The 13,104-nt window shown below is 40.2% G+C and carries 11 protein-coding genes; 6 read left to right on the top strand and 5 right to left on the bottom strand.

The window, feature by feature from the left end; translation table 11 throughout:
• Positions 1–69: 69 nt before the first annotated feature.
• Entirely contained in the window at positions 70–615 is a 546-nt protein-coding gene (locus FTU17_RS01775; protein WP_078189930.1) for an adenine phosphoribosyltransferase, read from the bottom strand.
• 527 nt (positions 616–1,142) lie between these two features.
• Between FTU17_RS01775 and rubA the strand changes: the two genes are divergently transcribed.
• The 5 genes from rubA to FTU17_RS01750 all read left to right on the top strand — a co-directional run bounded on the left by rubA (position 1,143) and on the right by FTU17_RS01750 (position 5,845).
• Complete coding sequence (gene rubA / locus FTU17_RS01770; protein WP_005179369.1) at positions 1,143–1,307, top strand: rubredoxin RubA; 165 nt, start codon at positions 1,143–1,145, stop codon at positions 1,305–1,307.
• Between the two features lie 77 nt (positions 1,308–1,384).
• Complete coding sequence (locus tag FTU17_RS01765) at positions 1,385–2,563, top strand: NAD(P)/FAD-dependent oxidoreductase (protein WP_180105908.1); 1,179 nt, start codon at positions 1,385–1,387, stop codon at positions 2,561–2,563.
• A gap of 58 nt (positions 2,564–2,621) precedes the next feature.
• Positions 2,622–3,560 (top strand): alpha/beta fold hydrolase, encoded by a 939-nt coding sequence (locus FTU17_RS01760; RefSeq protein ID WP_218945492.1) that lies wholly within the window; start codon positions 2,622–2,624, stop codon positions 3,558–3,560.
• 11 nt (positions 3,561–3,571) lie between these two features.
• Complete coding sequence (gene oxyR / locus FTU17_RS01755; protein WP_180007453.1) at positions 3,572–4,477, top strand: LysR family transcriptional regulator OxyR; 906 nt, start codon at positions 3,572–3,574, stop codon at positions 4,475–4,477.
• Between the two features lie 756 nt (positions 4,478–5,233).
• Positions 5,234–5,845: a response regulator transcription factor gene (locus tag FTU17_RS01750; RefSeq protein ID WP_180051315.1), complete on the top strand. Its 612-nt coding sequence runs from the start codon at positions 5,234–5,236 to the stop codon at positions 5,843–5,845.
• A gap of 89 nt (positions 5,846–5,934) precedes the next feature.
• Here the strand turns inward: FTU17_RS01750 and ppk1 are convergent, their stop codons facing one another.
• Both ppk1 and mtgA read right to left on the bottom strand, forming a co-directional pair.
• Positions 5,935–8,016 carry a polyphosphate kinase 1 gene (ppk1, locus tag FTU17_RS01745; RefSeq protein ID WP_078189935.1) on the bottom strand — a complete coding sequence of 694 codons (2,082 nt, stop codon included), beginning with the start codon at positions 8,014–8,016 and terminating at the stop codon, positions 5,935–5,937.
• 146 nt (positions 8,017–8,162) lie between these two features.
• A complete protein-coding gene (mtgA, locus tag FTU17_RS01740) occupies positions 8,163–8,840 on the bottom strand; it encodes a monofunctional biosynthetic peptidoglycan transglycosylase (protein WP_180134573.1) in 678 nt (225 codons plus the stop codon).
• A gap of 78 nt (positions 8,841–8,918) precedes the next feature.
• On the opposite strand from mtgA, the gene FTU17_RS01735 reads away from it, so the two are divergent.
• A complete protein-coding gene (locus tag FTU17_RS01735; protein WP_180133807.1) occupies positions 8,919–9,743 on the top strand; it encodes a rhomboid family intramembrane serine protease in 825 nt (274 codons plus the stop codon).
• Between the two features lie 129 nt (positions 9,744–9,872).
• Here the strand turns inward: FTU17_RS01735 and FTU17_RS01730 are convergent, their stop codons facing one another.
• Together FTU17_RS01730 and FTU17_RS01725 are read right to left on the bottom strand one after the other, a co-directional pair.
• Positions 9,873–12,374 (bottom strand): ABC transporter permease, encoded by a 2,502-nt coding sequence (locus FTU17_RS01730; RefSeq protein ID WP_180134572.1) that lies wholly within the window; start codon positions 12,372–12,374, stop codon positions 9,873–9,875.
• On the bottom strand, positions 12,371–13,102 hold the full coding sequence (locus FTU17_RS01725) for an ABC transporter ATP-binding protein (protein ID WP_180005271.1): 732 nt from the start codon (positions 13,100–13,102) through the stop codon (positions 12,371–12,373). The genes FTU17_RS01730 and FTU17_RS01725 overlap by 4 nt, the downstream gene beginning before the upstream one ends.
• Positions 13,103–13,104: the final 2 nt, after the last annotated feature.

Raw genomic sequence — 13,104 nt, 5'->3', positions numbered from 1 at the left:
AACGTCGTTTTTATCAGACATAAAAAAGCCCTGTCATAGACAAGGCTTTTTACATTTTAAAGCTGACGCTTAGGCAGCATCTGCTTCAGGACGTGTTTTATCATCTAAAACCGACCAGATATTTAAACCCAAATCTTTATGCAAGTCAGGCAAATCTAAGAAAATGCTTGCGCCTAAAACTTGGTGTTTACATTTTTCAGCCAATTGTTTCACTGCACGAAGCGTACCGCCCGTCGCCAATACATCATCCACAATAATCACTTTTTGTGATTCGATTTCAGCTGACATTTCAAGACGATCTAAACCGTATTCAAGGCTGTAACCCACACCGACCACTGGTGGTGGTAATTTGCCGGCTTTACGCACCAAGACCAAACCTTTACCCGTACGCTGAGCAAGTAAACTTGCCAAAACAAAACCACGGGCTTCAACCGCAATGAAGCTATCTACTTCTGCCAATTGCTCGGCTGGAATACTTGCAATTAGGGCATCAGTTAACGATTCGATGTTATTCATAAATAACGGCGTAAGGTCAAAGAAACAAATTCCTGGTTTTGGAAAATCTTGGACAGTACGAATGTTAGACCACAATGCCGCAGCAGTAGAATTACTCATAATAGGAGAAAATAAATTAAGGAAGGAATGTGTGAATTTTAACGCGATTTGAGAGAAAAGAACAGCTAAAAACTCTCCAAAATGCATATTTAAAATACAGTGAATTTACATAAGTTATTGATTTTTAATATTGTATTTATTTAAAAAATATCAAATATATATTTTCCTAATCATAAAATAAAAGATTTTATAGATTTTTTCTGCAAGACTTTAGTCTATGAGGGTATAAAAAGCGGTATTTAGAACCCAATTCACGGAAATGAATTCAAATATACTTTTCAATAGGCATAAATATTGTCAGACAATTTTTCCCAGATCTGGGGTTTTTATGATATTTATTGTCCCTCACTGCCATTCTGCTTTTAATTTCACTCATTAAACTCTTAGCCACTTTACTTTATAGTCAGAACTGCGTAAAAATTTAGCATAAGAGTCTACTGTATAAGGCGATTTAACCTTAAGGAATAAACTTATACAGTTATGAAGTATTTACTGACTTAATTTTGTGTCAGTTTTTGGAGAATGGAATGAAAAAGTATCAGTGCATCGTTTGTGGATGGATTTATGACGAAGCAGAAGGCTGGCCACAAGACGGTATCGTGGCAGGGACTAAATGGGAAGATATCCCAGATGATTGGACTTGCCCAGATTGTGGCGTCTCAAAAGTAGATTTTGAAATGGTTGAAATCTAATAAATAGAATCTAAGACCATCATCGTTATGGTCTTTTTTTTGTCTTTAAAAAATATGAAATGTGTTTGGAGTTGAGTATGCACCCTATTGTCATTATTGGTTCTGGTATGGCGGGATATGCCGTTGCACGTGAATTTCGAAAGTTAAATACTGAACTAGAACTTATTATGATCTGTGCGGATGATGCCATTAACTACGCTAAACCGACATTATCCAATGCGCTCGTTGGTAATAAAGCTCCTGAGCAAATCCCTCTAGGGGATGCCGAAAAAATGTCGGCTCAACTCAATATGCAAATCATCAATAAGAGTTGGGTTAAATCCATTGATGCAGCAAAACATGAGCTTACTATTGAAAGCCAAAATGGAACTCAAACACAACTATATTCAAAACTCGTTTTAGCAGTCGGCGCAAATCCAATTCGCTTAGCTATTTCGGGTGATGGCAGTGAAGACATTCACGTCGTCAACAATTTAGATCACTACAAAGCTTTCCGTAAACAGCTTGCAGCACGTGAAGATAAACGTGTGGTGATTTTAGGGGCAGGCTTGATTGGCTGTGAATTTGCCAACGACCTCCAAAATACTGGGGCGAAAGTATCGGTGGTCGATTTAGCTCCGCAACCTTTGGGTCGCCTACTGCCGTCTCATGTGGCCGCTAAATTCCAAAGTAATTTAGAGGAAACGGGCATTCAATTCGTTTTAGGCACAACAGTCGAAAAAGTGTCACGCATTGAAAATGGTGACTATCAAGTAAGCCTTGCCAATGGTCAAAGCTTAGTGGCAGATGTTGTGTTGTCTGCGATTGGCTTACAACCTGAGATTAACTTAGCAAAACAAGCCGGCATTCACACCAGCCGCGGTGTATTAACCAATAAAGGCTTAGAAACCAACTTGGCAGATATCTATGCTGTCGGTGACTGTGCTGAAGTTAATGGTACCCTTCTGCCATACGTCATGCCGATCATGCAACAAGCACGTGCTTTGGCAAAAACCCTCAATGGTGAACATACCGCTGTGCATTATCCAGCCATGCCTGTAGCTGTTAAAACACCTGCTGCACCTTTAACTGTCCTTCCTGCGCCAATTGATGTAGAAACCCAATGGGAAACAGAAGAGCTTGAAGATGGCATGATTGCCCGTGCGATCGATCAAGATGGCGTATTACGTGGATTTGTACTGCTCGGTGCAACTGCTGGGAAGCAACGCTTAACTTTGACTAAGCAGGTTCCGGACTTGATTCCCGCTTCAGTTTAAGGTTTAAATACAAGGACGTCCTGATAATAATAGACGTCCTTTTTAAAGGAAAATAAAAATGAATAGTGCCCTTCAGTTTAATATTTCACCTTATGCCTCTTTTATGCATGAAACTCGCGTAGAGTTAGGCAATGGCATTGAACTTCATGTCGAGGTGGGTGGTCATCCTGAAGATCCTGCAATCTTATTGATTATGGGACTCGGCGCACAAATGTTGTATTGGCCCGATTTCTTTTGTAAGTCCCTAATAGACCAAGGTTACCGAGTTATTCGCTTTGATAATCGTGATATTGGTCTGTCGAGTAAAATTCGTAACCCAGGCCCACGTCTTAACACCTTTAAATTGATGGGACGTTTTGCCTTAGGTCTAGAGAATCAGGGTGCGCCCTATGATCTATACGATATGGCAGACGATGTTGCACTATTAATTGATCGTATGGGACTCGATAAAGTCCATATTTTAGGCGCTTCAATGGGCGGCATGATCGCTCAAATCGTGGCAGCACGCTATCCAGACAAAGTGCACAACTTAAGCTTACTTTTTACCAGTAACATCCAACCCTTACTTCCACCGCCATTTCCAAAGCAATTATTTAGTCTAATTGAAAAACCTGAATATAACGATGAAGATGGCATTATTAACCATAGCCTGAAAGTTTTTAATATTATAGGCTCTCCAGGCTATATTAATCAGCTTGAAGTGATACAAACTGCACGTAAACTCTATAAGCGGAGTTATTACCCAGCGGGTGTACTTCAACAGTTTTTAGCAATATTATGTACAGGTTCCCTGCTGCAGTTAGATAAACAAATTCAGCATAAAACCATTGTGGTTCATGGAGCTCGTGACCGTTTGCTGCCGCCAAGCCATGGTAAGGCCGTTGCAAAGGCTATTTCAGGTGCTAAATTTGAATTAATTGATGGAATGGGGCATGATATCCCACCGCATTTTATTCCATATCTTAGCGGTTTGTTTGCTGATCACTTTAAATCATAAATTAGGACACTATGGCTGCATTACCATCCTTAAGACAGCTGTCATATCTAGTAACACTGTCAGAAACGCTACACTTTACTGAAGCTGCGCGTCGTTCTTTTGTCACCCAGTCTACTTTGTCTGGCGGGATCATGGAACTTGAGCGTTTACTAGGTGGCGTATTGGTAGAACGCGACCGTCAAAACGTGCGTTTAACTCCTCTTGGTGAACAAGTTGTCGGAAGAGCTCGAGTTCTATTGGCAGATGCGCAAGACCTAATGCGTTTAAGTCGTGAAATGAGCGAACCTCTAACGGGTGATTTACATCTAGGGGTCATTCCTACTATTGCGCCATTTTTACTTGCACCATTATTAGAAGAAGTGCATAAGCAACTACCAAAAATTCAATTGCATTTACATGAAGCACAAAGTGAAAAAATTGTTGAGAAACTCGAGCACGGTAATCTAGATATCGTATTACTTGCTCTTCCTTTCGATACACGTAGCTTGAAAGTTGCAGAAGTAAACAAAGAAAAATTGTTCTTGGTGTACAACAAAGCTGACCAAAATGCAGCTCAAGCGAAATCTTTAGACGACCTAGATTTATCTCGTTTAATGTTGCTTGAAGAAGGCCATTGCTTACGTGATCATGCTTTGAGTGCTTGCCCGATTGGTGAACGTAAAAACGACCATCGTTTAAAAGCAAGCTCATTGCCAACTTTGGTTGAAATGGTTTCCGCAGATTTAGGCTTTACCTTATTGCCTGAAATTGCAGTTCATACCAATATGATCAAAGCCAATGAAGATTTGGCTGTGAAAGAAATTGAAGCAAGCCCTACACGCACATTAGCATTGGTGACGCGTAAAAGTACGCCGCTTCAAAGTGAATTTGATGTATTGCTTCAAATCTTGCAGAAAATCACTAACAATCTGCACTAACTAATCAGTGTGAAAATTAAAGAGAGCCCTGTGCTCTCTTTTTTATTTTGCAGAAATTAATAATCCAGAAATAATAATATTGAGATGAATTTAAAATTGAAAATAAAAATATAGTATCTAGAAAAAAGAAAAGGCTAACCCAAATAGGTAGCCTGATAAGGTAATATATGACTTGATGTATATCTCAATTCATCGCCTCGATAATATCTTCACACTAGCCAGATAAGTAAGAAGATTAATACATCTTAGTAAAATATAACTTTCGTTAAAATCACTAGTTTCAGGTATTTTAGATAAAGTACGTCTGATTCATTTTCAAAGGGCTTTTTTCATAATTATGTTTTGTGCTATAAAATAACCATACATGAGAAATAAATCACATTATTTTAAATAGTCACTAATATTTATGTTTAAAATAACTAAGCAATAGGTGAATATTAACTCACATCAGAAACAGTTCAATTTATTAGTTGTCAAAATACTGCTTTCACATTTCATTTATTATTTTCAATTCGAATCGAAATCTGATGATTATTTAATCAATATTCTAAAAATAAAAACGAAAAAACTATAAATCTTTGCATTCAACATAATGAAAAACACAAAAAACCATACATTAATTAAATTATATTATATCACAATAACTTAATTATACTTTGATGTATAAATCACTACTTCTAGGTATATTTTTCTAATTCACTTCCATGCACATTATGGAAATGTAATTTGATTAAAAATAATAAATGAGCGAAATGTATGATGAGTGAATTTTTATTACCAGTACCCGTTTTGATCATTGATCATCAATCAATGACTTCAAAAACAGTGCTGTTTAACATCTTAGGAGACCTCGGTTATCCTGAAGACCTCATTACATTTTCAGAAAATTTAGCAGATGCAGAACAACAAATTTTCAATCAATTGCCCAATTTAATCTTTTTAGTGGTCACGCAACAGTCTGATATCTCATTCATACATAAAATTAAGAAAATCTATCCTTCAAGTAATCTCATCATTTTAGTCAATGAACAGTCTGCAGATTTAACTTTACATGCGATTCAGTTAGGTGCAACTGCCTATATGTTGAATCAACAGCCAATTGAAGACACTTATAACCAGCTGAAAACCATTTTAAGAGGTGGCGCTGCCCTTCATCCTAGTTTTGCTAAATTTTTATTGAGTGAAACTTTTAGTCCGCAAAATGCAGCGCCGAAACAGCTCAGTCTAAATCCAGCAGAATATCAAATTTTGGATATGGTCAGCCATAGTGCGACTCAAGAGCAGATGGTCAATGAATTAAAACTTTCAACGTATCAAATTGATGGTTTTGTCAAAAATATCTATAGAAAAATTTGTAGCTACAGCTAAATTTAGCTGAGATAAACGATTCAAAAACAATCTAGAAAATTTAAAAAAAATAAAGGGAGCATTGCTCCCTTTATTTTTGTTCAACACATTTATTTAAATGCGTCTAAAAGCACATGCTGTGAATTATGTGCTTCCTCGCCCTCTTGGACATGGGTACGAATCCAACGCCCATCACTTTGGAGCAACCAAGCTTGCTGATTATCTTTTAGATAATTCACTAAACCTAATTGATAAATACGCTTTTTCAAGGCTGGATCTTCAATTGGGAAACAGGCTTCAACACGGTTAAATAAATTACGATCCATCCAGTCTGCACTTGAACAGTAAATCCGTGCATCGCCATTATTACTGAAATAATAAACTCGGGTATGTTCTAAGAAACGGCCAACAATAGAACGTACGCGAATATTTTCAGACAGCCCCGGTAATCCCGGACGCAAACAACAAATAGAACGAATAATTAAATCAATCTGTACACCCGCTTGTGACGCTTCATACAGTTTATTGATCAACTGAACTTCAGTTAATGCATTGACCTTGACAATGATTTGCGCAGGCTTACCTGCTTTAGCATTAGCAATTTCATTATCAATATAATTGATCAGTTGAGCATGTAAGGTAAATGGCGCATGCAGCAATTTTTTCAACTTCGCCATTTTGCCCATACCGGTCAGCTCTTGGAAAATGCGATGTACATCCTCGCAGAGTTCTTTATCGGTGGTTAACAGGCCATAATCGGTGTAGATGCGCGCATTGCCCGCATGATAGTTACCCGTACCTAAATGCACATAACGCACCAATTTATTATTTTCACGGCGTACCACCAAAATCATTTTGGCATGGGTCTTATAACCCACGATGCCATACACCACCACTGCGCCCGCTTCTTGTAATACATTGGCTACAGCAATATTTGATTCTTCATCAAATCGTGCACGAAGCTCAATTACTGCGGTAACCTCTTTGCCATTACGTGCTGCTTCCGCTAAAACTTGCACAATTTCAGAGTCTGCACCACTTCGATAAAGCGTTTGTTTAATGGCCAAAACTTGTGGATCACGTGCAGCTTCACGCAGTAGGTTAATTACAGGTGCGAATGATTCAAAAGGATGGTGTAGCAAAATATCTTGCTTTTGCATCGCACTAAAAATGTTTTCAGATTTTTTGAGTACTTTCGGTATAACAGGAATATGCGCGTCATAACGTAGATGTGGACGTTTAAAGTTTGACAGTAAACGTGCAAGGTTAACTGGTCCATCTACTTTATAGAGTTGCTCTTCTTCTAAATCGAACTCATCAAGCAAATATTCATAAATATGCTGCGGACAATTTTCTGTCACTTCCAAACGAACGGCGCGACCAAAACGACGTGAATTCAACTCACCTTTCAGAGCTTTAGCCAAATCTTCAACATCTTCATTCAAAGCCAAATCGGCATTACGCGTCACGCGGAATTGGTAGCAACCCGTCGCCGTCATACCGGGGAACAAGTCAGAGACATGTTCATGAATAATTGCCGATAGCATCACATGATGCTCTTTACCACCGGTTAATTCATCAGGAAGCCGAACGACACGTGGCAGCGAACGCGGTGCAGGTACAACGGCTAAGTCAATCTGACGACCAAACGCATCCTTCCCTTCTAAAGTCACAATAAAGTTCAACGATTTGTTGACCAAGCGAGGGAATGGATGTGCGGGATCTAAGCTAATTGGCGTTAAAACCGGAGCAACTTGTTCTTGGAAATATTTTTTTACCCATGCCGACTGCGCTGGGGTTAATTCACCACGGCGTAGGAAGCAAATGTCTTCTTCACGCAGTTTGGGTAAAATTTCTTGATTTAAAATACGATACTGGCGCTCAATTGCCGCATGCGCTGTCGCAGAAATTTCATCTAATACTTGTTTCGGTGTCAAACCATCTGGACTACGGCTTTCATTGCCCAAGTCTAGCTGTTCCATCATTCCCGCAACACGAATCTCAAAAAATTCATCTAAGTTACGCGAAAAGATCAGCAAGAAATTCATGCGTTCAAGTAAGGGGTGTATCGGATCAACCGCTTGTTCGAGCACACGCAGATGAAAGTCGAGAATCGATAACTCTCGATTGATATAACGATCATTATAAGTATATTCAGTTGGTACTTGCGCGACTTCAGCTGCGGTATTCATTTCAAACCCATATTAAAAAATGTGTGCTGTACTCAGTTTAGTATGCTTCAAATTTGTGACAATTTCATAAAAAAAGCCCATTAATATGAGCTTTTTGTTGTAATTCAAATCGCTGCCATGCCATTTGACGAGTGTTTAGATCATTCTTAATCTGGGATATGGCTATAACGCATATATTTTTGGATCATGCGTTTTCGATAATTCAGCTTACGATCCTGTCGATTTTCATCATAATATTTTGGATTGGGTAAAATAGCCGCAATAAACGCTGCTTGCTCTCGACTCAAACTCCTTGAACTTTTACCAAAGTAGTGCTGTGTTGCAGCTTCTACGCCGTAAATGTTATCCCCAAACTCAACCGAGTTGAGATATACCTCTAAAATGCGTTGCTTCGTCCACATGCGTTCCATCATCCATGTTGCAACGGCTTCCTGCCCTTTTCGAATAAATGACCGCTTATTATATAAAAATAAGTTTTTTGCCAATTGCTGAGAAATGGTCGATCCACCTGCAACCACTTTGCCCTTATCTTTATTGCGTTCTAAAGCATTTTGCATGCCTTCCCAATCAAAACCTTTATGTTGTAAAAACTTGCCATCTTCCGCGGCAACAACAGCATGTTTGACATAATCACTGATTTGGTCGTAATCACGCCATTCGTGTTTAATCGGTTTGGATGGCTCAGACCAATAATCTAAACGCATCATCATCGTCGATTCCACAGGATGTGTACGCCACCAAACCAGACTACCAAAGATCCAAAGCTGCACCAAAAGCACAAAACTGACAAGAATTAACAATGTACGAACAATAAAGGCTTTCATGTCAGTGTGTTACTCCAGAAATTCTGTTTTTTCATGTTAAGCTTATTTTTAAATATTTTGACACAGTACAAGAATAGCATGTCTGAACTCAGCCCTCCTGCTGTATCAACCCGTAAGCTGCAAATCCAACTGTGGTGGATCACGGCACTCTTAATTACCATCAATGTTGGACTCTTTGGCTGGCAAGTGTTGCATGGAATGAACGTTAGCCAACCCGACACACTGGATGCTTTGCGTTGGGGTGCTGATTATGCACCTTTAACCTTTTTAGAGGAACCCATCCGCTTATTCAGCAGTATGTTTTTTCATTTTGGCCTGATTCACCTGATGTTGAATATGTGGGCTTTGTATATTTTTGGCAGTGTTGCCGAGCAAATGTTAGGTCGTTTCTACTTCCTCGGCCTGTATGTTTTAGCCGGACTGATGGGAAGTTTATTGAGTGGTTATTTAACCATTCAAGATAGCTATGCATTATTGGCCGAAGGTGCAGCCAATCAGCAACTTTTTCCGAGTATTGGTGCAGGCGCATCGGGTGCAGTGATGGGTCTCGGTGCAGCGCTGACGATTATTTCGCTGCTCCCCATGTTACCTAAACAGCAATTTTATCTGGATAAAAAAACCTTATTGATGGTGATGGGGATTAACCTCGCGATGGGCTTTATGATTAGTGGGATTAACAATGCCGCGCATATTGGCGGCATGTTGATGGGCGCTGCTTTGGCTTTCATTTGGTATGTAGGACAAAAATTACATCAATCCCTAATCATTCAAATGATCGGTCTAATCGCCGCAGCAGTCGGATGCTACCTGTTTTATCTGCATTGCCAACAATTAATCCAACCAATTTTACCGCTTTGGGAACACTTTATCCTGCTGATGAAGCAATCTCTCGCAGCACGTTAAACAGTGGAATGAACCCTGTGGCTATCAACACTGATATGTTGAAAACACATCAAATCATGTCTAAACCTGAACTGCGCACTGGGTTCCTGCTCCACTCTTAACTTGCTCGGCTGTTAAACATCTCCCCCCTTAACTATTCAGTTCACGCAAACTTTCTAAGGGTGGGATGTCGCAAAGATAACTTAAGCGATAACGTCCAATCAATGTACAGACTAAGGTCATTACCAATGGGAGGATCAACCAAATCTCGGCATGTAGTTGGATGACCAGTTCCATTTTATAACTGACAATCGCACTGATTACTTCGGCAAAAATACATGCCACGACACCTGAAATTAGCCCCATCAAACCAACTTCCAAACTGAGCATCGACTTTAGCTTTTGCTTGGAACTGCCAAAGGAACGCAGTAATGCCACTTCTTTTTTGCGTTCATCCATAAATAAGTTCAAACATGCGATCAAGACCAAAATGCCTGAAATACTGACCAATAGCGCCAAGATAGTAATAATCTGAACCAATACGCTGACGATGCGTTTGATCTCATCCAAAATCAGACTGACATCAATAAACACGGTATTCGAAAACTGCTGAATTAGACCAATTAACTGATTTTTATCTTGTGGTGGAACATAGAAACTCCCCAAATAGCTGCCTGCATTTTCATCCATGGTTTGGGGAGAAAAAATAAAGAAGAAGTTTGGACTAAAGCTTTCCCACTCCACACTGCGAAGGTTGATCACCTTGGCTTGTAAAATCCCTTCAGGAAGGCTAAAACTCAGTCGATCTCCAATTTGAATACCGAGCTCTTGTGCGGTTTTCACTTCTACCGATACTTCATTGACCTGTTGAAACTGCTGATTGCCCGCGATGATTTGATTATCTTTTGGAAAAGTTGCAGCCTGTGTGAGATTCAATTCACGGCGTAATGAATTATTGCTTTTAATTAAGGCATCCGAAAAAGGGAGATCATTTTTGGCAACTAAACGCCCACGAATATTTGGGTACATCGGCGTCCCTTGCCAACCATGCAGCTTGAGTTGTTGATTAAAATCCTGTAACTCAAATGGCGGTAAACCATAGACAAATTGGTTAGGTGTCCCTTGTGGCAATTGTTGTTGCCAACGTTCCAGCAAATCCGTACGCAATACCGCTAAAACCGTGATCAGACTTAGCCCCAATGCTAATGCGGTAATTTGAAATGCCGTTTGATACGGTGTACGTATATACGCTGAGATTTTCGTCCCCCAACTTTTCAAGGCTTTCAAACTGAGCCAGACCATCATATATAGGCCAACACACAGGAAGATGATGGCGCAAATCAGCCACAGGGTGAGTTGTAAATTTTCAGTTAAAACCACACAAAACACCACCAAACTAAGTGTCCCGAAACTAAGCATCCAAAGCATGGAACGTACAGAACGCTCTTGTTGTCGTATCACCCGTGCTGGCGGTGTCCCTAATAATTGCCAAAGACTTGGTAGAACAAATCCTAATAACACAATCGCACTGGTGAATATTGCAATGGGAAGCGGGCCAAGCAGCATAGACAGGGCTGAAAACTCTAACTGTAAATTTGGAATCAGCTGTAGCATCAGTTGCAATAAACCATAACCCAATCCCAGACCAATCACACTTCCAAACAGGATTGAAAGCCCGAGTACAACCAACAGTAAAGCCAAATAAGCACTTAATATTTGCTGTTTGGTCGATCCAATACAGCGCATCAGCGCAATGGCATCCTGATTTTGTTGGACATAACGCTGGCTGGTTAATGCGATGGCGATGCCACAAAGTAGAATAGTTAAAATATTCGCCAGTTGTAAAAACGTTTCAAGATTGGCAATTGGCTTCATTAAGCGAGTATTGCCTTCACTGGCATTTCTCATTTTTAAACTGCTTTGAGCTGCATCCTGAACCTGCGCATGATCTGAGTTAGCGGAAAGGTCTTCGCTTTGATCACCAAATTTCTGCTTATACAGTTTTTCAAAGCGCTGGGTATTTTGTGCATCTCCAGCCATTAACAGACGATATTCAATCCGACTCCCGACTTGGATGGCATTGGTTCTCGCCACCTCAGACTGCGCAATTATAACCGTCGGTGAAAAACCACTGAAGCCGAGCTCCTGATTGGTGTCATGAATGATTTTGGCACTGACTTGAAAAGCAGCATCAGCAATATTGATCTGATCTCCCACTTTTACGCCCAACAAATCCATAGCACGCGGACTTAACCAAACCTCACCTGCTTGTATGGAGCGGTTTAGTTTCGGTTCTGTTTCGAGTTCACCTCTTAATGGAAATGCAGCATCAACGGCTTTGACATTGACCATGACAAATTGCTGATCGGTGTGTGCCATACTGCTAAATAGCGTGACATTCGATTGTTTTAATTGCTGTGTTTTGGCTTGTTGTTGCCACTCTTGTGGAATTGGTTCATTGGCTGTCAGCACCAAATCTGCTGCCAACATTTCAGCAGCTTGTAGCGCTACAGCATTTTGAATTTGTACATTACTAAACTTTAAAGCCGTGGTGGCACTGATCGCCAAGGTTAGTGTGATCAATAATAAATACACACCCGTGGTTTTAAAACTCAGCTGTAAGAGTGGTCGAAACAGTGCCAAAAGATTCATGCAGCATCTCCTGTTCGATGCTCAATCAATTGACCATTGACCAATTCAAAATGGCGCTGACATTGACGGGCCAAATCGGCATCATGTGTCACCAATACCAATGTGGTTCCCATTTCACGATTTAACTGAAATAACAATTGTTCAATTTCCTGTGCCGTTGCACTGTCTAAATTACCTGTAGGTTCATCTGCAAAGATCAGATCGGGTTCACTCACCAAAGCACGAGCAATCGCAACCCGTTGCTGCTCACCACCGGATAAAACTTTGGGAGCTTGATGCGCTTGGCGTTCTAGTCCAACCTTTGCTAACAGTTTTAATGCTTTTTCTTCGGCGGCTTTGACCTGAAAATTTGCTTTTAGCCGTAGCGGCAGCATGACATTTTCCAGTGCCGTTAAATGTGGCAACAACTGGAAAGACTGAAAGACAAATCCAATATGAGCCAAACGGACTTGAGCACGCTGTTCTTCATTTAATAGATGAATGTCTTGACCACAGACCCGTAATTGTCCCGAACTGGCCTGATCTAAGGTCGCCAAAATACCCAACAAGGTGGATTTACCTGAACCAGAACGACCAGTAATCGCAACTTGTTCCCCTGCAAAGATTTCAAGATCGAGTTGTTCGAAGATCGATAACTGTTTTTGTGGAAGTTGTATCTTTTGTGTCAATTGCTGTGCAGAAATAATCGCCTGTGGCATGATGTCAACATCTGTCGTGAGTTGGGTCATAT

Source organism: Acinetobacter sp. YH12070 (assembly GCF_013419625.1).
Taxonomy (GTDB): Bacteria; Pseudomonadota; Gammaproteobacteria; order Pseudomonadales; family Moraxellaceae; genus Acinetobacter; species Acinetobacter amyesii.
The sequence above is the reverse complement of the archived record's forward strand: the minus strand, read 5'-3'. Positions and strand labels throughout refer to the sequence as shown.

Coding starts and splice junctions, on each gene's coding strand:
- FTU17_RS01775 (WP_078189930.1), bottom strand. CDS start 615: ATGAGTAATTCTACTGCTGCGGCATTGTGGTCTAACATTCGTACTGTC.
- rubA (WP_005179369.1), top strand. CDS start 1,143: ATGAAAAAGTATCAGTGCATCGTTTGTGGATGGATTTATGACGAAGCA.
- FTU17_RS01765 (WP_180105908.1), top strand. CDS start 1,385: ATGCACCCTATTGTCATTATTGGTTCTGGTATGGCGGGATATGCCGTT.
- FTU17_RS01760 (WP_218945492.1), top strand. CDS start 2,622: ATGAATAGTGCCCTTCAGTTTAATATTTCACCTTATGCCTCTTTTATG.
- oxyR (WP_180007453.1), top strand. CDS start 3,572: ATGGCTGCATTACCATCCTTAAGACAGCTGTCATATCTAGTAACACTG.
- FTU17_RS01750 (WP_180051315.1), top strand. CDS start 5,234: ATGATGAGTGAATTTTTATTACCAGTACCCGTTTTGATCATTGATCAT.
- ppk1 (WP_078189935.1), bottom strand. CDS start 8,016: ATGAATACCGCAGCTGAAGTCGCGCAAGTACCAACTGAATATACTTAT.
- mtgA (WP_180134573.1), bottom strand. CDS start 8,840: ATGAAAGCCTTTATTGTTCGTACATTGTTAATTCTTGTCAGTTTTGTG.
- FTU17_RS01735 (WP_180133807.1), top strand. CDS start 8,919: ATGTCTGAACTCAGCCCTCCTGCTGTATCAACCCGTAAGCTGCAAATC.
- FTU17_RS01730 (WP_180134572.1), bottom strand. CDS start 12,374: ATGAATCTTTTGGCACTGTTTCGACCACTCTTACAGCTGAGTTTTAAA.
- FTU17_RS01725 (WP_180005271.1), bottom strand. CDS start 13,102: ATGACCCAACTCACGACAGATGTTGACATCATGCCACAGGCGATTATT.